The 20,518-nt window shown below is 73.9% G+C and carries 16 protein-coding genes and 1 tRNA gene; 6 read left to right on the top strand and 11 right to left on the bottom strand.

Annotated elements, in window-relative coordinates:
* The first annotated feature begins 15 nt into the window (after positions 1-15).
* Positions 16-2,127 (top strand): beta-galactosidase, encoded by a 2,112-nt coding sequence (locus tag AAHH18_RS08655; RefSeq protein WP_343301332.1) that lies wholly within the window; start codon positions 16-18, stop codon positions 2,125-2,127.
* Positions 2,124-4,319, top strand: coding sequence for an alpha-galactosidase (locus AAHH18_RS08650; RefSeq protein WP_343301331.1), 2,196 nt, complete (start codon positions 2,124-2,126; stop codon positions 4,317-4,319). The genes AAHH18_RS08655 and AAHH18_RS08650 overlap by 4 nt, the downstream gene beginning before the upstream one ends.
* Here the strand turns inward: AAHH18_RS08650 and AAHH18_RS08645 are convergent.
* Positions 4,283-5,191, bottom strand: a complete 909-nt coding sequence (locus AAHH18_RS08645; protein WP_343301330.1) for a LacI family DNA-binding transcriptional regulator — start codon at positions 5,189-5,191, stop codon at positions 4,283-4,285. The genes AAHH18_RS08650 and AAHH18_RS08645 overlap by 37 nt on opposite strands.
* A 105-nt stretch (positions 5,192-5,296) precedes the next feature.
* On the opposite strand from AAHH18_RS08645, the gene AAHH18_RS08640 reads away from it, so the two are divergent.
* The 3 genes from AAHH18_RS08640 (at position 5,297) to AAHH18_RS08630 (ending at position 10,659) form a co-directional block, all read left to right on the top strand.
* Entirely contained in the window at positions 5,297-6,481 is a 1,185-nt protein-coding gene (locus AAHH18_RS08640; protein ID WP_343301329.1) for an ROK family transcriptional regulator, read from the top strand.
* 111 nt (positions 6,482-6,592) lie between these two features.
* Complete coding sequence (locus AAHH18_RS08635; RefSeq protein ID WP_343301328.1) at positions 6,593-9,181, top strand: glycoside hydrolase family 2 protein; 2,589 nt, start codon at positions 6,593-6,595, stop codon at positions 9,179-9,181.
* Positions 9,178-10,659: a GH1 family beta-glucosidase gene (locus tag AAHH18_RS08630; protein ID WP_343301327.1), complete on the top strand. Its 1,482-nt coding sequence runs from the start codon at positions 9,178-9,180 to the stop codon at positions 10,657-10,659. The genes AAHH18_RS08635 and AAHH18_RS08630 overlap by 4 nt, the downstream gene beginning before the upstream one ends.
* A 134-nt stretch (positions 10,660-10,793) precedes the next feature.
* On the opposite strand, the gene AAHH18_RS08625 is transcribed toward AAHH18_RS08630, so the two are convergent.
* From AAHH18_RS08625 to AAHH18_RS08585, 9 genes are all read right to left on the bottom strand, one after another.
* The gene (locus tag AAHH18_RS08625) at positions 10,794-11,063 is read right to left on the bottom strand and encodes a hypothetical protein (RefSeq protein ID WP_343301326.1); all 270 of its coding nucleotides are present in this window, start codon (positions 11,061-11,063) and stop codon (positions 10,794-10,796) included.
* Positions 11,035-12,099 carry a beta-ketoacyl-ACP synthase III gene (locus AAHH18_RS08620; RefSeq protein ID WP_343301364.1) on the bottom strand — a complete coding sequence of 355 codons (1,065 nt, stop codon included), beginning with the start codon at positions 12,097-12,099 and terminating at the stop codon, positions 11,035-11,037. The genes AAHH18_RS08625 and AAHH18_RS08620 overlap by 29 nt, the downstream gene beginning before the upstream one ends.
* Positions 12,086-12,787 (bottom strand): AAA family ATPase, encoded by a 702-nt coding sequence (locus AAHH18_RS08615; RefSeq protein ID WP_343301325.1) that lies wholly within the window; start codon positions 12,785-12,787, stop codon positions 12,086-12,088. Before AAHH18_RS08615 ends, AAHH18_RS08620 begins: the two co-directional genes overlap by 14 nt.
* A 71-nt stretch (positions 12,788-12,858) precedes the next feature.
* Entirely contained in the window at positions 12,859-13,836 is a 978-nt protein-coding gene (locus tag AAHH18_RS08610) for an AvrD family protein (protein ID WP_343301324.1), read from the bottom strand.
* Positions 13,833-15,281 carry an MFS transporter gene (locus AAHH18_RS08605; RefSeq protein WP_343301323.1) on the bottom strand — a complete coding sequence of 483 codons (1,449 nt, stop codon included), beginning with the start codon at positions 15,279-15,281 and terminating at the stop codon, positions 13,833-13,835. Before AAHH18_RS08605 ends, AAHH18_RS08610 begins: the two co-directional genes overlap by 4 nt.
* A gap of 58 nt (positions 15,282-15,339) precedes the next feature.
* The gene (locus AAHH18_RS08600; RefSeq protein ID WP_343301322.1) at positions 15,340-16,155 is read right to left on the bottom strand and encodes an MBL fold metallo-hydrolase; all 816 of its coding nucleotides are present in this window, start codon (positions 16,153-16,155) and stop codon (positions 15,340-15,342) included.
* A gap of 3 nt (positions 16,156-16,158) precedes the next feature.
* The gene (locus AAHH18_RS08595) at positions 16,159-16,989 is read right to left on the bottom strand and encodes a helix-turn-helix transcriptional regulator (RefSeq protein ID WP_343301321.1); all 831 of its coding nucleotides are present in this window, start codon (positions 16,987-16,989) and stop codon (positions 16,159-16,161) included.
* Positions 16,989-17,609, bottom strand: coding sequence for a thioesterase II family protein (locus AAHH18_RS08590; RefSeq protein ID WP_343301320.1), 621 nt, complete (start codon positions 17,607-17,609; stop codon positions 16,989-16,991). The genes AAHH18_RS08595 and AAHH18_RS08590 overlap by 1 nt, the downstream gene beginning before the upstream one ends.
* Before the next feature lie 414 nt (positions 17,610-18,023).
* Positions 18,024-18,107: transfer RNA gene (locus tag AAHH18_RS08585), tRNA-Leu, on the bottom strand.
* 190 nt (positions 18,108-18,297) lie between these two features.
* Between AAHH18_RS08585 and AAHH18_RS08580 the strand changes: the two genes are divergently transcribed.
* Positions 18,298-19,512, top strand: coding sequence for an AI-2E family transporter (locus tag AAHH18_RS08580; protein WP_283320540.1), 1,215 nt, complete (start codon positions 18,298-18,300; stop codon positions 19,510-19,512).
* Positions 19,513-19,573: 61 nt separating this feature from the next.
* Here the strand turns inward: AAHH18_RS08580 and AAHH18_RS08575 are convergent, their stop codons facing one another.
* The gene (locus tag AAHH18_RS08575; RefSeq protein WP_343301319.1) at positions 19,574-20,491 is read right to left on the bottom strand and encodes a dihydrodipicolinate synthase family protein; all 918 of its coding nucleotides are present in this window, start codon (positions 20,489-20,491) and stop codon (positions 19,574-19,576) included.
* Between the last annotated feature and the right edge of the window lie 27 nt (positions 20,492-20,518).

Raw genomic sequence — 20,518 nt, 5'->3', positions numbered from 1 at the left:
ATCGAGGGAGATGCTGTGACCGCGTCCTCGCACGCCGCGCCCGCCGCGCCCGCCGGAGCCCACGCCCGGCCCGTCCGACCCGTCCTGAGCGCGGGGCTCGCGTTCGGCGGCGACTACAACCCCGAGCAGTGGACGCCCGACGTCTGGCGCGAGGACGTCCGCCTCATGCAGGAGGCCGGCGTCACGATCGTCACCGTCGGCGTCTTCTCGTGGGGCCTGCTGGAGCCGCGCGAGGGCGAGTACGACTGGGCCTGGCTCGACGAGGTGCTCGGCCTGCTGCACGACGCCGGGATCGCCGTCGACCTGGCGACGCCCACCGCCGCTCCCCCGAGCTGGCTCCTGCGCCGGCACCCCGAGCTCCTGCCGGTCGACGCGCACCTGGTCCCGCTGCACCCCGGCGGCCGCCTCGGCTGGTGCCCGAGCAACCGGGTGTTCCGCGAGTACGCGCTGCGGATGACCACGGCGCTGGCCGACCGCTACGGCTCGCACCCGGCGGTGCGGCTCTGGCACGTCAGCAACGAGCTGGGCGGCGGCAACGCGCGCTGCTGGTGCGACGTCTCCGCGGCGGCGTTCCGCCGCTGGCTCCGGCAGCGCCACGGCAGCCTCGACGCGCTCAACGCCGCGTGGGGCACGGCGTTCTGGGGCCACCGGTTCGGCGACTGGGAGGAGATCGAGCCGCCGCGCGGCCAGCGGGACGTGCCGAACCCCGGGCTGTTCCTCGACTACGAGCGGTTCTCCTCCGACGAGCTGCTCGACCACTACCGGGCCGAGGCCGCGGTGCTGCGGGAGCGCAGCGAGGCGCCCGTCACCACCAACTTCATGGTCGGCGTCGGGCCGCACGTCGTCGACTACGCGGCCTGGGCGCGCGAGGTCGACGTCGTGGCCACCGACCACTACACGCTCGTCGCGGACCCGCGCCGCGCGCAGGACCTCGCGTTCGCCGGCGACCGCGTGCGCGGCATGTCGCGCGACCGCGCGCCGTGGCTGCTCATGGAGCACTCCACCGGGGCGCCCAGCTGGCAGGAGCGCAACCGGGCCAAGGCGCCCGGGGAGATCCTGCGCAACGCGCTCGCGCACGTCGCCCGCGGTTCCGACGGCGCCCTGTTCTTCCAGTGGCGCGCGTCGACCGCCGGGACCGAGCAGTTCCACTCGGCGATGCTGCCGCACGCCGGCACGGGCACCCGCGTCTGGCGGGAGGTCGTCGAGCTCGGGGGCGTGCTGCGACGCCTCGCCCACGTGGCGGGGTCGCCCGTCGAGCCCGCCCGCGTCGCGCTGCTGGTCGACGACGAGTCGGGCTGGGCGCTGCAGCAGGGCCTCAAGCCGCACCGTGCCCTGCGCTACTCCCGCGAGCCCCGGCTGTGGCACGGCCTGCTGTGGGACCGTCAGGTGCTCGTGGACGTGCTGCCCGCCGACGCGGAGCTCGACGGGTACGAGCTGGTCCTGGTGCCGAACCTCTTCGTCACCGACGCGGAGCGCGCCGCCCGCCTGGAGCGCTACGTCGCGGACGGCGGCACGGCGCTCATCACGTACCTGTCGGGGATCGTCGACCGGGACTCCCGCGTGATCCCCGGCGGCTACCCCGGTGCGTACCGCGACTGGCTCGGCGTCTGGACCGAGGAGTTCCGGCCCCTGCAGCGCGACGAGGTGGTGCACCTGGACGACGGCAGCACCGTGCACGAGTGGACGGAGGACACCGTGCTGGCCGGTGCCGAGCCCGTCCTGCGCTACGCCGACGGCGACGGAGCCGGGCGCGCCGCCGTGACCCGGCACCGGCACGGCGCGGGCACCGTCTGGTACGTCGGCGCCCGGCTGGGCGAGGCCACGGCCGCCGCGGTGCTGGACCAGGTGGTCGCCGGGCTCGACCTGCGGCCCGCCGCGGAGGCGCCGCCGGGGGTCGAGGCGGTGCGCCGCCTCACGCCCGGGGGCGGCGTGCTGTTCCTGCTCAACCACACGGACGCCGACGCCGAGATCGTCGCCGCCGGGACCGACCTGGTGACCGGCCGTGCGGTCGGCCCCGTGCTCACGCTGCCCGCGGGCGGCTGCGCGGTGGTCGACGAGTCCGGCGCCGCGCCGCACGCCACGGTCGGGGCGGCGGCGGCCGACGACGACACGAGGGGTGCCCGGTGACCACGTTGGCCCACCACGACGCCGCGCAGGACGACGGGCGCGACGACCGGCACGACGCCCGGCACGACCCGGGGCCCCCCGCACCGCGCCTGCACCGCCTGCGACGCGCGGGCGTCGACCTCGTCCTGTCGGTGCCCGCGACGGGCCTGCCGGAGGTGCTGCACTGGGGCCCCGACCTCGGCGACCTCGGCGACGGCGCGGAGCTCCGGGCGGCGCTCGGGCGCACCGTCTCGTCGAGCGCCCTCGACGAGCCCTGGCCGTTGACGGTGCTGCCGGGCGAGCACGACGGGTGGGCCGGTCGCCCGGGCCTCGCGGGCTCGCGCGACGGGCGGCTGCTCCTGCCGGCGTGGGGCCCGACGCAGGTCGTGGCCGGCGACGGCGTGCTCGAGCTGACCGGCACCGCCGACGGCCTCGCGCTGCGCACCCGCCTGCAGCTGGACGCCGCGGGGGTGCTGCGCGTGCGTCACGAGCTGGAGAACACCGGCGCCACGGCCGTCGACGTCGCGGCGCTCGAGGCGACGGTGCCCGTGGGCGACGCGGCGACGGAGCTGCTGGACCTGGCCGGACGCTGGACGCGGGAGCGCAGCCCGCAGCGCCGCCCGCTCACGCAGGGCAGCCACGCGCGCGAGACCCGGCGCGGCCGCACGGGGCACGACGCCCCCACGCTGCTGGTGGCCGGCACCCCGGGCTTCGGCTCGGGCCACGGGGAGGTGTGGGCGGTGCACCTCGCGTGGAGCGCGGACGCCGTCTACCGCGTGGACGCGCTGCCCGAGGCGCCGACCGTCCTCGGCGCGGGGGTGCTGCTGCGTCCGGGCGAGGTGCGCCTCGCTCCCGGCGAGCGGCTCCGCACGCCGGACGTCGTGTTCGTGTGGTCGGACGCCGGCCTCGACGGCCTGGGTGACCGGCTCCACGCCTCGCTGCGGGCCCGGCCCGGCCACCCGCGCGGGGACCGGCCGGTGACGCTGAACACGTGGGAGGCCGTCTACTTCCGGCACGACCTCCCGGCGCTGACCCGGCTCGCGGAGGTCGCCGCGGAGGTGGGCGTCGAGCGGTTCGTGCTGGACGACGGCTGGTTCCACGGCCGGCGCGACGACCGCCGGGGGCTCGGCGACTGGTGGACGGACGCCGGGGTGTGGCCGGACGGCCTCGCCCCGCTCGCGCGCGTGGTGCACGGGCTCGGCATGGAGCTCGGCCTGTGGGTGGAGCCGGAGATGGTCAACCCGGACTCCGACCTGGCGCGCGCGCACCCCGACTGGCTGCTGCACCCGGCGGGCGCGCCCGGGCGCACCTGGCGGCACCAGCACGTCCTGGACGTCGCGCGGCCGGAGGTCGCCGCCTACCTGCTGGAGGCGATCTCCGCGGTGGTCACCGCCTCCGGGGTCGGCTACCTGAAGTGGGACCAGAACCGCGACCTGCTGGAGGCGGTCCACGACGGGCGGGCGGGCGTCGTCCGGCACACCGAGGCGGTGTACGCGCTGATCGACGCCGTGCGGGAGCGCCACCCCGGCCTGGAGGTGGAGTCGTGCGCGTCGGGCGGCGCGCGCGTCGACCTGGGGATCCTCGAGCGCACCGACCGGGTGTGGGCGTCCGACACCAACGACCCCCTCGAGCGCCTCGAGATCCAGCGCTGGACCGAGCTGCTGGTGCCGCCGGAGCTCATCGGCTCGCACGTCGGGCCGGAGCGCGCGCACACCACGCGACGGGTCTCCGACCTGGGGCTGCGCATCGCGGTCGCGCTCGTCGGCTCGGCCGGCGTCGAGTGGGACATCACCGGCTGCTCCCCCGCCGAGCTCGAGCAGCTCCGGTCCGGCATCGCGGCGTACCGGCGGCTGCGCGGGCTGCTCCACACCGGGGCGGTGCGGCACCCCGAGCAGCCCGACCCGGGCCTGCACGTCACGCAGGTGGTCGCCCCGGACGGCTCGGCGGCAGTGGTGCGGGTGGCCCGCACCACGACGGGACCGCGCGCGCTGCCCACGGTGCTGCGGGTGCCGGGCCTGGACGCGGCGAGCCGCTACCGGGTGCGTCCCGTGCCGGAGCTCGCCGTCCCGGCGGCGCTCGACGTCCAGCCCCCGCCGTGGCTCGCCCGCGGCGAGGTGCACCTCGCCGGCGCGGCGCTGGCCGGCGCCGGGGTGCGCCTGCCGCTGCTCGCGCCCGGTCAGGCGCTCGTGCTGGAGGTGACGCGGGCGGACTGACCCGGCTGACCCGACTGACCGGGCGGGGCGGGCGGGGCCGTCGACCCGCGGGGGACGACGAGCACCCCCCGGGCCTGGACGACCCGCACCGGCTCCGGCGCCAGCAGCACCTCGGCCGACCGGAGCCCGAGCCCGCGGATGTCGCGCGCCACGACGGACAGCGGCGGGTGCGCCAGCCGGCACTCGGGCGAGTCGTCCCACGCGAGCAGCGACAGGTCCTGCGGCACGCGCCGGCCCAGCGCCGCGGCGGCGTCGAGCGCGGCCACCGCCATGACGTCGTTGTCGAACATCACGGCGGTCACGCCGGGGTCCTCGGCGAGCAGCGCGCGCAGGGCCGCCGCGCCGGAGTCGGCGCTGTAGTCCCCCTCGACGGTCGTCCCGTGCGCACCCGCCGCGGCCACGTGCCGCGCGAACGCCCGCGTTCGGATCGCGGTGTGGAACAGCTCCGGAGGCCCGGAGACCCGCCCGATGCGGGTGTGCCCCAGGCGGACCAGGAAGTCCACGGCCGCGCCCATCGCGGCGTCGTTGTCGACGTCGATGCGCGTGACGTCCGTGCGGTCGTGCTCGCCCAGCAGAACCACGGCCAGGCCGAGGTCCCGGCAGAGCGCGATGCGGGGGTCGTCCGTCACCAGGTCGCTGACCAGCACCGCCGAGACGGTCCCGGCCGCCGCCCACCGCTCGTAGGTGGCGGTCTCCTCCTCGGCGGTCGCGACCAGGTGCACCAGCAGGTGGCCGCCGTGCTCGGCGAGCACGTGCTCCATGCCGTCGAACAGCGCCGTGTGGAACGGGGCGAGGCCGCGGTGCCCGCGGGTCCGCCGGACCACGGCGCCGACGACGACGCCGGCGGCGGGCGGCGTCCGGGTGGGCTGCATGAGGGCAGTATGGCCGGTCGCCCGTCCGGGCGGCGGCGCTGTGCGATCATCGCCTGCGTCAGCGGCGCCGCGCGTCGCGTCCGCCGCGAGGGAGCCGAGGAGCCCATGAGCCAGGTCCGCGGGCACCCCGCGAGCAGGGGCGCCGTCCTCGACGCGCTGCGGCTGCGCGGGTCGGCCAGCCGGGCGGAGCTCGCCGAGCTCACCGGGCTGACGCAGGCGACGATCTCGCACGTCGTGCGCTCGCTGCTGGACGACGGGCTGCTGCGGGAGACCGGCGAGCGCGAGTTCACGGGCGGCAAGCCGCGCGTGCTGCTCACCCTGGAGGTGCGGGCGATCTGCGCGCTCGGCGTCCAGCTCGCGGCCGACTGGGTCGTGGTGACGGTGGTCGACGCGGTCGGCGCGATGATCGGCCGCGCGCGGGTCCGCGGCGCCCGGGACCGGGAGCCCGGCGAGGTGCTGGAGCAGGTGGCGCGCGTCATCGGCGAGCTGCTCGTCACCACGGGCGTCGACGCCGCCCGCATCGTCGGGATCGGCCTGGCCACGCCCGGGCTGCTCGACGTGGACCGCGGCCTCATCCTGCGGTCGCGCTCGCTGCCGGGCTGGGGCGGCCACCCGCTGCGCGCCGAGCTGGAGCGGCTCACCGGCCTGCCCGTGGTGGTCGACAACGACGCCAGCGCCGCCGCGCTCGGGCAGTTCTGGGGCGGGACCAGCGCCGACTCCCGCGCCCACTGCACGATCCACATGGGGGCCAGCGTCGGCGCCGGCATCGTGCTCGACGGGTCCGTGCTGCGGGGCGCGAGCTCCAACACCGGCGCCATCGGGCACCTGAACGTGCGGCGCGGCAGCGTGTGGCGAGGGCGGGCCGTCGAGGACGTCGTCGTGCCGCGGTCGGTCGCGGAGCGGGCGCGGGCGCTGGTCGCCACCGGCACGGCGACGCGCATCCGGCTGGACCCGGGCGGCGACTGGGACAACGACTTCGACGCCGTGGCGACGGCCGCCGTGCAGGGCGACGAGGTCGCGCTCGAGCTCATCGAGGAGTCCGCCGAGCACCTCGCGGACGCGGTGCTCGCGCTCACCGACCTGCTCGACCTGGACTCGGTGGTGCTCGCCGGGCCGGCGTTCGCGGTGGCCGGGACGGTGTACCTGCGCCACCTGGAGCAGCGGCTCGCCCAGGAGGCGTTCGCCGCCGACCGCCACCCGGTGCGGGTGGCCCTGTCCCGGCAGGTCGCGGACGCCGCGGCCGTCGGGGCGGCGTCCCTCGTGCTGCAGCGGGCGCTCTCGCCGCGCTGAGCCGTGGCGCCGACGCCCTGCCCCGCCTTACTTGACTCGCCTAACAAAGTCCGGCGATAGTGGAGGAGGCCGCAGCGACGCGGCTCCCCGCTCAGCGAAAGAGGACCCCGCATGCCCTCCCTCAGCCTCGACGGCCCCTGGACGGTCACGGCCCTGTCGGGAGAGGTCCCGCCGCACCTGCTCGGGCGGGACGTCCCCGCCGCGGTCCCCGGGTGCGTCCACCTCGACCTGCTCGCGGCCGGCCTGATCGACGAGCCGTTCGACGCCGACAACGAGGCCGCCCAGCAGTGGATCGGCTCCACGGTCTGGCGCTACGCCCGCACGTTCACCTGGGCGCCCGACGGCGAGGACCGCCACGACCTCGTCGCCCTCGGGCTCGACACCCTGGCCACCGTGGTGCTGAACGGCACCGTCGTCGGGCAGACCGCGAACCAGAACCGCTCCTACCGCTGGGGCGTCGACCACCTGCTCGTCGAGGGCGAGAACCGCATCGAGGTCACCTTCGACGCCCCCGTCCCCGCCGCCGAGCGTCGCGAGCGCGAGAACGGCGGCCCGCTGTTCCACGTCAACCACCACCCGTACAACGCGCTGCGCAAGACGGCGTCGAACTTCGGCTGGGACTGGGGCATCGACGTCGCGACGTCGGGCATCTGGCAGTCGATCGCCGTCGAGGGCTGGAGCGACGTCCGCATCGACGCGGTCCGCCCGCTCGTGGACGTGGCCGGCGACGCCGGGCTGCTCACCGCGCACGTGGACCTCGTGGACGACGGCGTCCCCCGCACGCGCCCCGTGCGGGTCACCGTGTCCCGCGACGGCCGGGTGCGCGCGACCGCCACGGCCGCGGTCCGGGGGTCCGGCGCCGTCACCGTGGCCGTCCCCGACGTCGAGCTGTGGTGGCCCCGCGGGCACGGCGCGCAGCCGCTGTACGACGTCGAGGTCTCCGTCCTGGGCGGGGCCACCGGCGAGCCCGGACCGCGGTGGACCCACGCGCTCGGGTTCCGCACCGTCCGGCTGCGCACCGAGGCCGACGCCCACGGCCACCCCTTCGAGATCCTCGTCAACGACCGGCCCGTCCACGTGCGCGGCGCCAACTGGATCCCGGACGACGCGTTCGTCACCCGCGTCGACCGGGACCGTCTGGAGCGCCGCGTCGCCGACGCCGTCGAGGCGAACATGAACCTGCTGCGCATCTGGGGCGGCGGCATGTACGAGGCGGACGACCTGTACGAGATCTGCACCCGCGAGGGCGTGCTCGTCTGGCAGGACTTCCTGCTGGCCTGCGCCGCCTACGCCGAGGAGCCGTGGCTGGCCGAGGAGATCGAGGCCGAGGCCCGCGAGGCCGTCACCCGCCTGAGCCGGCACACCAGCCTCGTGCTGTGGAACGGCAACAACGAGAACCTCGTCGGGTACGCCGAGTGGGGCTGGCGCGGGACGCTCCAGGGCCGCACCTGGGGCGACGACTACTACCGCCGGATGTTCCCGGAGATCCTCGCCGAGCTCGACCCGACCCGGCCGTACATCCCCGGCAGCCCCTACTCCTCCGACGCGCACCTGTCCCCCAACCTGCCGACCGACGGCACCGTGCACGTCTGGGACGTCTGGAACGAGAAGGACTACCGCGCGTACACCGAGTGGCTGCCGCGCTTCGTGGCCGAGTTCGGGTTCCAGGGGCCCGCGGCGTGGACCACGCTGTTCGACGTCGTCCACGACGCCCCGCTCGACCCCGACGGCGCCGAGCTGCTGGTCCACCAGAAGGCGAACAACGGCAACCTCAAGCTGGCGCGCGGCCTGCGCGGGCACCTGCCCGAGCCGCGCACCATCGACGACTGGCACTTCGCGACGCAGCTCAACCAGGCGCACGCCCTGCGGTTCGGCATCGCGCACTTCCGGTCCCTCGCGCCGTACTGCACCGGGACGGTGGTGTGGCAGCTCAACGACGACTGGCCCGTGGTGTCCTGGGCGGCGGTCGACCACGGCGAGCGCCGCAAGCCGCTCTGGTACGCCCTGCGCGACGTGTACGCCCCGCGCTTCGCGACCATCCAGCCGGCGGACCCGCTGTCCGCGCCCCTCGTGGGCTCGCTGGCCGCCGGCCCGGCGGACCGGTACGAGGCCGCGGGCGGCGGCGAGGTCACGCACGCGCTCGTGCTCCACAACGACACCGACGAGGCGTACGCCGGCGAGGCGGTCCTGCAGCGGGTGCGGCTGGACGGCGACGTCGTGGCGCGGGCCACGCTCCCGGTGACCGTGCCGGCGCGCGGCGTCGCGCGGGTCGCCGTGCCGGGCGACGTCCTGACGTCCGACGACCCCGCGCGGGAGGTCGTCACCGTCGACGTCCCGGGCTTCGCGCGGGTCGTGCACGACCTGGCGGAGGTGGTCGACCAGGCGCTCGACCCGGACGCGCTCGAGGCCGACGTCCGCACCACGCCCGACGGCGCCGTCGTCACCGTCCGCGCCCGCTCCTACGTGCGCGACGTGACCGTGCTCGCCGACCGGGCGCACCCCGACGCGCGCGTCGACGCCTCCCTGGTCAGCCTGCTGCCGGGCGAGGAGGCCGTGTTCACGCTCACGGCCGGGGTGCCGCTGGAGGCGGAGGCGGTGCTCGACCCGCGCGTGCTGCGGCACGCGGGGCAGCTGCTGGGCGAGCCCGTGGGCGAGCCGCTGGCCGGCGCGGTGGCGGTCGCGACGGGAGCGGGCGCGTGACCGGGGCCGCCGCGGCCGGCGCCGGCGCCGCTACCGCCCTGCCGCCGTCGCCGTGGCCCGCGCCGGACCCGCTCGGCCCGCGCCGGTTCCCCGACGGCTTCGCGTGGGGCGTCGCCACCGCGGCGTACCAGATCGAGGGCGCCGCCCACTCCGACGGCCGCACCGACTCCATCTGGGACGCGTTCGCCCGCGTCCCCGGTGCCGTCGAGAACGGCGACGACGGCGAGGTCGCGTGCGACCACTACCACCGCAGCGCCGAGGACGTGCGGCTCATGCAGGACCTCGGCGTCCGGACCTACCGGTTCTCGACGTCGTGGGCGCGCGTCCGCCCCGACGGCGGCCCGGTCAACCCGCAGGGCGTCGCGTTCTACGACCGCCTCGTCGACCAGCTGCTGGCCGCCGGCATCGAGCCGTGGCCCACGCTGTACCACTGGGACCTGCCGCAGGCGCTCCAGGAGCGCGGCGGGTGGGCGGAGCGGTCCACCGCCGAGCGGTTCGCGGAGTACGCGCTCGACCTGCACGCCGCGCTCGGTGACCGGGTCCGCACCTGGACCACCCTCAACGAGCCGTGGTGCTCCGCGTTCCTCGGGTACGCCGGCGGTCAGCACGCGCCCGGCATCCAGGACGACGTCGCCGCGCTGCGGGCCGTGCACCACCTCAACCTCGCGCACGGCCTCGCCACCCGGGCCCTGCGGGACGCCGACCCCGGCGCCCGGCTGGGCCTCACGCTGAACTTCTCCCGGTACTCCCCCCTCGACCCGTCCGACCCCGCCGACGTCGACACCGCCCGCCGCGTCGCCGACGCCCAGCACGGCGTCTTCACCGGCCCGGTCTTCCACGGCGCCTACCCGGAGGGGTTCCTGTCCGACGTCGCCGGGCTGTGGCCGGACGACCTGGTGCACGACGGCGACCTGGCGACCATCTCCGCGCCCGTCGACGTGCTGGGCGTCAACTACTACAACTCCTGGGTCGTCGGGGCGCCCGACGGCTCCGGCGCCGTCTCCCCCTCCGGGGCGTCCGCCCGCACCGAGGTGTCCCCGTGGCTCACCGCGCGCGGCGCCCGCTGGGTCCGCACCCGGGCCGACCGCACCGCCATGGACTGGGAGAACCACCCCGGCGCGTTCCGGGACCTCCTGCTCGCCCTGCACCGCGACGTCACCGGACCGGCCGGCGCCCACCTCGTCATCACCGAGAACGGCGCCGCGTACGACGACACCGACGTCGTCGACGGCGTCGTCCAGGACCCCGACCGGATCGCGTACCTGCGCTCCCACCTCGCCGCCGTGCACCAGGCCGTCGAGCAGGGCGCCGACGTGCGCGGGTACCTGCTGTGGACGCTGCTCGACAACTACGAGTGGGCGTACGGGTACAGCAAGAAGTTCGGCATCGTGCACGTCGACCGCTCGACCCTCGCGCGGACGCCCAAGGCGAGCGCGGGCTGGTACGCGGAGGTGATGCGCAGCGGGGTGCTGCGGTGAGGAGGTGACCCCGCGGCCCCGGTCGGCGAGCATCGACCGCACGACCCCGGACACACCGCAAGCGGCCGGACGTGCCCGCGTCTTGCCCGCTCCGTAGGGCCCGATGAGTGCGATGCGCGCCGGCCGACGATCGGTCACATCGTCGCCAGGGTCGAGGCGATGCGCTCCTTGATGAGCACACCGGCCTCGCGCATCGTCCCGGCTTCGCGGAGCTCCCAGTCGTGGACAGGCACGTGGTAGACGAGCGTGGCCACAGCAGCGGCCTCGGCGAGGACGAGGGAGTCGATCTCGGCGTCGTCGAACGGCAGGTCGAGGGAGAAGCTGCTCGGCACCTCCGGGATGTCGCGGACGATACGACGGGCGATCGTGGCCTCGTCAGGAACGCTGCTGCTGAGGGAGGACATCGGATACTCCTTCGACTCGGGGCGTGATGTGGTGTGTGAGCCGGCCAGGAACGTCGGGCCAGGTGAGGGTGGTGGCGCCCCACGTCGTCCCGCCTCCGAACGCGGCCAGGACAAGGTGGTCGCCGGCTCGGAACCGATGGGCGTTGTGGCTGATCGCCATCGGGATCGACGCCGCAGAGGTGTTGCCGAAGTGCTCGACATCGAGCAGCACCCGATCCTCGGGCAGGTTCAGGGCGCGTCCGACCGCGGAGAGGATCCGCCGGTTGGCTTGGTGAGCCACGAGCCAGGTCGCGTCGTCCGTCGTCCAGCGAGCGGCTTCGAGCGCCCGTCGCGCAGCCTCGACCATCCGCGTCACGGCCGCGTGGAAGACCTCCTGCCCGGCCATCGCGAAGTACCGGTCCGCGGTGGCGGTCTGGCCTGTGAGAGGCAGACGAGCGCCCCCGGCGCGCACGACGATGTGGTCCTTGTTCGAGCCGTCCGAGCCGAGGGTGATGTCCCCGACGACCCCTCGCGTTCCGCCACCGACGTGGAGCACCGCCGCACCCGCGCCGTCGCCGAAGAGCACACGAGTGGCCCGATCGGTGGGGTCGACCAGCGTGGTGAAGCGATCCGCACCGATGACCAGGACGCGGTCCGCGGAGCCGGCGAGGATCGCGTCTCGGGCACCGCTCAGCGCGTACAGGAACCCCGAGCAGACCGCGTTGACGTCGTGTGCGGGGACGCCCCCGAGACCGAGCTCGTTCGCGACCCAGGGCGCGGTGGCCGGGCAGGGGTGGTCGGGAGTCGTCGTCGCCACGATGACCTGGTCGACGTCGACGACACCCGCGCACTCGAGCGCAGCGCGGCCGGCGCGGACCGCAAGGTCTCCGGTGGACGTGGAGTCGTCCGCCCAGCGGCGTTCCCTGATCCCTGTCCGCGTGGTGATCCAGGCGTCGGTGGTGTCGAGCTCGCGCTCGATGTCGGCGTTCGTCACGACGCGCGGCGGGGCGTAGGCACCCCAGCCTGCGAGGACGGCTTGCCGGCTAGACGACGGCACGCTCACGCTCCAGCTCACCGCGGGTGTCGATCGCGGCGTAGTCCTCGTTCGCTCGCCGGATGGCTTCGTCGACGCTGACCACGCGCGGCAGGTCGAAGTGCTCGGTGATCGCGATCAGCCGCTCTTCGACGCTGCCCCCCGCGGTGAAGGTGGGAATCCCGAGGGCGTCCACCTGGTCCTGGATCATGGAGTCCGCGAGGATCCGGAACCGTTCGTTGACCGGCCGGTGGCCGTCCTCGACCATCGGGAACTCGACGGGAAGCCGGACGAACGCGTCGTAGCCGCCCTTGGCGTGCTGCTTCGCAGGGACACCGAGCTGCGTGATGACGTCCTCGAAGAACTCCAGCTCGGGTGTGCGCTCGACGTCGTCCAGGGTCGTGTTGGCCGAGGGGTTGATACCCACGAGCACGCGCACCGTCCCGTAGATCCACTCGTGGAGGGACGACCCGTCAGAGATGAAGTCGTTCCCGAGGTGTGACTCGTTGACCGCTCGTTCGGTGTTGCGTCGGGTGATGAGCATCAGGATCTCGGCGCCCGTGCACTCCTCGAGCGTCTTGCCCGGGACGGAGACGGGCAGCAGTTCGCGCATGGTCATCGCCGCGCTACGAGGGATCCCCGTGTAGTGCGACAGCGCCATCGTGGTGAGCGTCTTCCCGGTGGAGTAGGTGCCAGAGACAGCCAGCCTCATCTGCGGGTCCTTTCGGATTCGAGAAGCCGCGCTCTCGCGCGCGGGTTCGTTGCGGCTGCGAGCGGTATCGCTCAGCGGGTCGGTGAGGGGATCTGGTGGGCGACGGACGCCCGTGACCGGTACGGGCCGAGGTGACCGACGATGTCGGCGAGTCGCCAGGTGGCGTCGTCCTTCGTGATCAGGCGAGCGCGCTGCAGCGCGACGTCGATCTCGATCGGGTCGGTCCCGATCTCGAGCGGGCCCGTCGTCTGCAGGCGGGTGGTGCGCATCCACAAGGTGCTGCTGGACGCGCGCGAGATCGAGTCCAGGTCGTACAGCAGGACCTGACCGAGCTGGAGCGTGGCGACGAAGACGTCCACGAGGGTGTACGCGGGCTGGAAGGCGGCCTCCAGCCCGACGTGCTCCGAGCAGCCGTGCGCCGAGCACGCGAGCAGCGACAGCGCTCGAGCCGCTGAGCCGTCGGTGCGCACGGAGACGAGGTTCTGCGACCTCGCGGGCAGTGCCGTTCCGTACGGGCCACGGCACAGCGCCAGCGTCTCGCTCGCCGAGGCGGCGAGGTTCGCCATGCTCGGCACGGCAGCCGGGCGGGTCAACGTGCCGGTCGCGGTCATCGAGCCCACGTGCGCCGTGAAGGTGACCGACGACGTGTGCTCCGACTCGACGCGCAGCTCGGCGACCAGCGGAAACTCCTCGAGGTCGTCTTCATGAGGCTCGTTCCCCGCGACCAGCTGCACGTCCGTGACCAGTGACCTTGCGGCAGTAGCGGGGTCGAACCTCAAGGCCAGCAACGCGCCGACGCACTGAGCCGTCAGGGCGAGCACGTCCGTGGTGGCCAGGTGCGGGCGCTGCCGTCGACCGTCCTTGACCGACCAGGCGTGAGAGGCGTGGACCCCGGCCGAACCTGAGAGTGTGGACTCCGTCGAACGGTGGTCGACGCGCAGGTCCCGCAGCCGTGGTGCGGTGCGCCGGTACCCATCGCCGAAGAACCGGCCGTGGCGAGGACCGAGGAGATCGTCGATCGAAGGCCCATCCGCCGATGGAGCACTCATCGGACCGCCACGTCCGCGGGCTCCGACGCGGTCTGCCCCGAACCGCTGCGCGGCACCCGGTACAGGCCGGCAACGAGGGCTGCGACGACGAACAGGATGACCCCGCTGGCGACGAGTCCGGTGTGCACTCCGGTGAGCCTCTCGCCGACGGTTGCCGCGGCGGTCGCGCCGGCGCCGATGGCGATCGCCGCGAGCACCGGCGTGCCGAGGGTGAACGCGACCTGCTGGGTCATCGCCGTCAAGCCGGTGGCGAGCCCTTGCTCGGAGTCGGGCAGGCCCGAGGTGACCGCGACGGTGTAGGAGACGATCGCCAGCACGTGCCCGAACCCGCCGATCGCGGTCATGATGAGGATCAGGCCGTACCCGAACCCGAAGTCGTGCCCGAGAGCGAGGAACGACATCACGGTCACCGCCTGCACCAGCAGGCCGAGGACGAGGGTCGATCGAGCCCCGATCCGGTTGATCACGCGCGCAGCGACGACGCCGCCGGTGAACGCACCCGCTCCGAGCACGGTGAACGCCACACCCGTCTGGAGCGCCGACGCGCCGAGGACCTGCTGCAGGTAGATCGTGAGCAGGAAGACCTTGCCGCTCTCCATGGAGAACGTCGCCAGTCCGCCGAGGTTGCCCAGCGCGACCGAGCGGCGCTTGAGGATCGTGACGGCGGCCAGCGGGTGCGGCGATCGGGACTCGATCATCCAGAACGCGATGGCGAGCACGACTGCGGCTGCCAGCAGCGCGACGGTCCCGGAGTCGGACCACCCGTGGTCCTCGGCCCGGGTCAGCCCCAGAACCAGGCTGAGCAGGGCGCCCGTGAGGGTGATCGCACCGGGGATGTCGAGGCGCTGGCGCGTCGGCTCGGAGGAGTTCCGGATGACGAAGGGCGCGACCGCCAGCACCGCGAGACCGACAGGGACGTTGATGAAGAAGGTGAAGCGCCATCCGAACAGCTGGGTGAGCACGCCCCCGAGGACGGATCCAGCCGCGAACCCGAGCGACAGCAGCGCTCCGTTCAGCCCGAGTGCGCGGTTTCGCGCCGGGCCCTCACGGAACGACGTCGTGAGAAGCGCCAGGGCTGAGGGCGCCGTGATGGCGGTGGCGACACCCTGCACGACACGGGCGATGTAGATCACCGTCGCGCTGTTCGCCAGTCCGCCGACAAGGGACCCGACGGTGAGCAGCGCCATCCCGATCAGGAACAGCCGCTTGCGCCCGTAGTAGTCACCGATGCGGCCCATCAGGAGCATCAGGCCCGCAGCCGACAGCGCGAACAGCGTGACGATCCAGGTCAGCGCCCCGGGCCCCATGTCGAGGTCGTCACCGATGACCGGCAGCGCGACGGTCACGATCGAGAAGTCCAGGGCGAACATGAACTGTGCGGCCAGCAGCACGACCAGGACGAGGACTTCGCTCCGGGTCAACCGCGGAGCTGTGGTGGTGGACATGGATCCACCCTCGGACCACGTTCCACCGGCATCCAGACCGTCCCGCAGGTGGGAGCGGTCATCCTGGTGGCGGCACCACCAGCATGTCCGTCACAGGGTCCCAGCGTCCTTCACGGAGAGTGCCGAACGGGACGTCGGCGAAGTGCGTCGCCGCACCGACAGTTCCGGGTACGGCCAGCTCGTGGAGCACGCGGGACCGGGACGATCCAGAGGCGTGGATGTCCGTGTCGAAGCACGACGCGAGGTACGTGTGCTCGACCTGCACCGGACTGTGCATCACGTCGCCCAGCACAAGGAGCCGGCGATGACCGCTCGTGACCAGGAGGGACAGGTGTCCAGGGGTGTGCCCTGGCGTCCTGAGCACCCGGACGCCCGGGGCGACCTCCTCGCCCTCCACGACGCGCCGCCAGTGCGCCGGCGCCATCTCCCCCTGGCCGATCAGGTGCGGGACGGCGCGCACACCAGCGAAACCGGGCCAGCCCGCGCGGGCCCAGCCCACGTGATCGTCGTGCCAGTGCGTGAAGACGACCGCGTCGACGCCCGTCAGGCGCGCGGCGTGGCTGCGCAGCTCGCCTCCGTGCATGGCCCCGAGCGCGGGGTGGGTCGCTTCAGCCGGCACGTGCGCCGGTCCCAGACCTGCGTCCACCAACAAGCGCCAGTCGGGGCCCTCAAGGAGCAGCGCCCCGATCGACCCCACCAGCATGCCTCGGGATGAGATCAGCTCGGGACGACCCTCGAGCTCACGGCCGGTCGACGTCGGCGCGAACCAACGGTCGGGATGCAGCTCCACGTGCCCGTCGGGAAGGTAGGTCGCGACCACCTCACCGACGGTCACCTGGTGCACGCGGCCAGGACGTGCCCATTCGCTCGACACCCGCTACTCCATCCGTTCGAGGGCCTGGGTCGTCGGGGTACCCGGCTTGGGTGCGTAGACGAAGAGCCGAAGCCCGGCACCGATCGTCGAGGTGAGCACGGTCGGCAAGAAGGTCAACCTGCCGAGGTGGGGATGGTCGTACACGAGGTCGACGTGGGGGGTCACGCCGACCACGTGACGGTCCCACAGCACCCGGAACTCGGCCGAGGACGCCATGAGGGCCTCCACGATGTGCTCGAACCCAGGATCGCCGGCGAAGCGCGCCGCGTGCGCCCGGAACTGCGCGACCATCATCGAACCTGCGATCTCGCGGAACGGGTACCGCAGGGCGATCTCGTCGTTCGTGAAGAAGCCCGTCAAGCAGTTGTGGCCGGGCTCGATCCCGAACAGGTACTGGGACAGCCGATTGGCCACGAGCACGTTCCAGTACCGATCAACCGCGTAGACCGGCCGATGAGCCATCGACTCCACGAGGTCCGTGATCCGAGCCAGCTCGTCCGGGTCGGAGTCAGCAACCGGCGGTGCCGCGCCGGCCACCTCGAAGAGATAGGTCCGCTCGGAGGGCGTGAGCCGCAAGGCACGGGCGATTCCGTCGAGCACCGCCGGTGAGACGGTCAGCTCTCGCCCCTGCTCCATCCACGTGTACCAGGACACCCCCACCTGCGCCAGGACGGCGACCTCTTCGCGACGCAGACCGGGCGTGCGACGACGTGGTCCGCCGGGCAGGCCGACGTCCTCGGGACGTACTTCGGCCCGCCGGGCACGCAGGAAGCTCGCCAGCTCGGCGCGTCGGAACTGGCGCGCCCGGGCCTGGGTCGCGGGACCATCGCTCATCACGCGTGCACCCTTCGATCCAGCAGTCCTCGGATCGGGGTGACCCAGCCAGACATCGGCGCCAGGTGGAACATGTGTCCTGCGCCCTCGAGCCTCAGGAGCTGCGATCCTGGACCTCCCCGAGCCACCCAGCCGGCCGCCTCGTCCGCCCGGACGATCACGTCCACGTCGCCATGGAGGACGAGCACCTGCAGGGGGAGCCGAGGTGTCGACGGGTGGTAGCGCCTGAGGATCGCGACGAGGTCTGCGATCGCGGTGTCGTGCGACCCGATCGACCCGAGTCGCTGAGCCATCTCAGCGCCTGGATCCGGAGGGGCGCCGAGTACCAGCGCTGTCGGGGTCTGGTCGGGCCGGCCGTCCAGCAGCGCAGAGGCTGCGGCCTCGAACGCGACCAGCGAGCCCAGACTGTGTCCGTAGTAGACCCCGGAACGATCGGGCGTGATCGAGCGCCACCGCTGCACGATCTCGTGGACTGACGAAGCACCACACTCACCCGGACCGACGACGACGCGGGCGGGCGAGAACAACGCCGGCCACCGCCGGAAAGCCTCAGCGGTGCCACCGCCATGCGGAAAGCAGTGCAGCAGCGGACCGTCGTCCTGCGTATCGCACCGTTCCATACCACCCCCTGCTCCGTGCCCACTGCGAGCGCCAGACGACGCAGTGGCGAGCAGTATCACCGGCGATCAGACGCGTAGGTGCGCCCCGTGCACGGCTTGGGTAGGTGGTGCCCATCCGCGAATGCGCGCCAGGGCAGTTCGCGGAACAGCGGCACCCCGCGGTACCGCGAGACGACGCCGCGCGCCAGGCCCGACTTCGGGGGCTCGACCCGGGATGTCAGCGGCGTCCAGCTACCGGGCTCCTGGGACCGGAAGCCACGCCGAGGCTCACCGACGCATGATGGTGACGATCCGCCAGCCATCGGGGGTCTGCGGGGTGATCAGCGCCTTGCCCTCCATCGGCGACCGGCCCGCCGCACGACGAAGGCCCCGATCTGGCGGGATCGGGGCCTTCGTCGTCGCTGTCTCAACGAGTGTCCGGAGGGGGACTTGAACCCCCACGCCCTATACGGGCACTAGCACCTCAAGCTAGCGCGTCTGCCATTCCGCCACCCGGACAGGGTGTCTCCCGAGGATCGGACCGGTGCGCACGTCGGCGCCCCGACGACCCGTCAGGTGCGGCAGAAAACATAGCACGGAGTGGCGGCCGGGCACGCATCCGCAGGTGGGGGCACACTGGCGGTGGCGCCCCGGAGCCGGGCCGGACGGCGGACGTGGGGCCACGACGGCCGGAAGGGGCGCGCGCACGATGGCGGAGCAGAGCAACGCCCGGACCGGCACCTCCACGGGCGCGGGCGCCCGGCGGGTGGCCGGGCAGCGGCGGGTGAGCGCCGGGCAGCAGCCCGGGGACGGCGTGCCGCGGTGGTTGCGGACGTCCGCCGGGGTGACGTGGCGGCTGCTGGTCCTCCTCGCCGGCATCGGGGTCGTGTTCTACGCCACCGCGCAGGTGCAGCTGCTGTTCGTCGCGGTGTTCATCGCGTTCGTCCTCACCGCCGTGCTTCGGCCGCTCGTCGACTTCTACGGCCGCGTCATGCCCCGGCCGCTGGCGACCGCGCTCGGGCTGCTGTCGGGGTTCCTCGTGCTCGCCGGCATGGTGTTCTACGTCGGCTACTCCGTGGCGAACCAGTGGCAGGACCTGTCCCAGCAGTTCGGCGACGGCATCGACCAGATCGTCGACTTCCTGGAGAACGGGCCGCTGCCGGTCTCGATCACCAACGAGCAGATCGCGGAGTGGATCGACACCGGCCGCGAGTGGATCCAGCAGCACGCCGGCGACCTCGCCAGCCAGGCGGCGGCGTCCGCCGGGTCGGTGGTCGAGGTGTTCACCGCGATGGCGCTGGCCGTGTTCTGCGCGATCTTCTTCCTGGCGCGCGGTCAGGACATGTGGACGTGGTTCGTCAACCAGCTGCCCGCGACGGTGCGGGAGTCCTGGAAGACCGCGGGCGGCGCCGGCTGGTACACGTTCTCCGGCTACACCCGCGGGACCGTGATCATCGCGGTCACCGACGGCGTGCTGGCCTTCGTGCTGCTGTCGATCATCGGGGTGCCGCTCGCCGCGCCGCTCGCCGTGCTGGTGCTCATCGGCGCGTTCATCCCGCTCGTCGGGGCGCCCGCGGCGATGGTCGTCGCGATGATCGTCGCGCTCGCCGCGAACGGCGCCCTGCAGGCGGCGGTCGTCGGCATCGGCATCGCGCTGATCGGGCAGTTCGAGGGGCACGTCCTGCAGCCGCTCGTCATGGGCAAGCAGGTCTCGCTGCACCCGGTGGTCGTCGCGCTGGCGGTCACCGGCGGGACGCTCACCGCGGGGATCCTCGGCGCGGTGATCGCCGTGCCGCTGGTGTCGGTGGTGTGGGCGATCTACTCGCGGTTCCACCAGCTCGACCCGCCGATGGACGCGGAGGACGCCACCGAGGACGTGCAGCCGGTCGACGGCGACGGCCAGGACGGCACGGCGCCGGCCTGACGCGAGCGCCCGTCGCGGCACGTCGCGGGCTGGTCGGCCCCGGCTCCTGCGGCGGGTCGTCCTACGCGTCCGGCGACGACGCGCGCGGCGGCTCCCCGAGGGACTCGAGCGCCCGGTCGAGGGCGGCGACCCCGTCGCGGTCGACGGGGCGCAGCGGCGCCGGCAGCTCGCCGGTGTCGACGCCCCGCAGGGTCGCCACGGCGTGCACGGCGCGTGCGCCGCCGAGGCCGAGCACCAGCTCCGCCACCGGTGCCAGCCGGGACATCAGCGCCCGGGCCTCGTCCTCCCGGCCGTCCGCCGCGGCGCCGGCGACCGCGACGTACCACTCGGGCAGCGCCGCCGCGAGGCCCGAGTGCCAGGTGCGGGCACCGGCCAGCAGCCCCTCGAGCCCGAGCAGGTCGCCGCTGCACCCGAGCTCGACGTGCGGCGGCACGGCCGAGTTGAGCGCGCGCACGCGGTCGCGCAGCTCGACGGCGTCGCTCCCCCGGTCCTTGACCCCGCCGACGCCCGGGGTCTGCGCGGCGCGGGCCAGCAGCTCGACGGAGTACCGGAAGCTCGTGCTCACGGGGTTGTGGTAGAGCCACACGGGCACCCGCGCGGCGCCCGCGACGTCCTCGACGAGCCCCAGCACTTCGTCCTCGGTCAGCGGCAGGTACGCCAGCGTGGGCAGCAGCACGGCGTCGACGCCAGCTCGCTCGGCGACGATCGTGTGCATGACGACCTCGTCGGTGGTGAACGCCCCGACGCCCGCGACGACCGGCACCCGGCCGTCCGCCGCGGCGACTCCCGCCTCGACGACCATCCGCCGCTCGCCGGCGGTGAGGTACGGCCAGCCGCCGGTGCTGCCGAGCACCGCGACGCCCGAGACGCCGGCGCGGACCGCGCGGTCGACGAGGTCCTCCAGCGGGTCGGTGCGCACCTCGCCCTCGGGTCCGCGCGGGGTGGGCAGGTACGCGACGAGCGGGCCGAGGAGGGGCATCGCCGCAGTGTAGGCAGGTCGGTGCGC

The sequence above is a fragment of the Cellulomonas olei genome, assembly GCF_039548315.1.
Classification (GTDB): domain Bacteria; phylum Actinomycetota; class Actinomycetes; order Actinomycetales; family Cellulomonadaceae; genus Cellulomonas.
The sequence above is the reverse complement of the archived record's forward strand: the minus strand, read 5'-3'. Positions and strand labels throughout refer to the sequence as shown.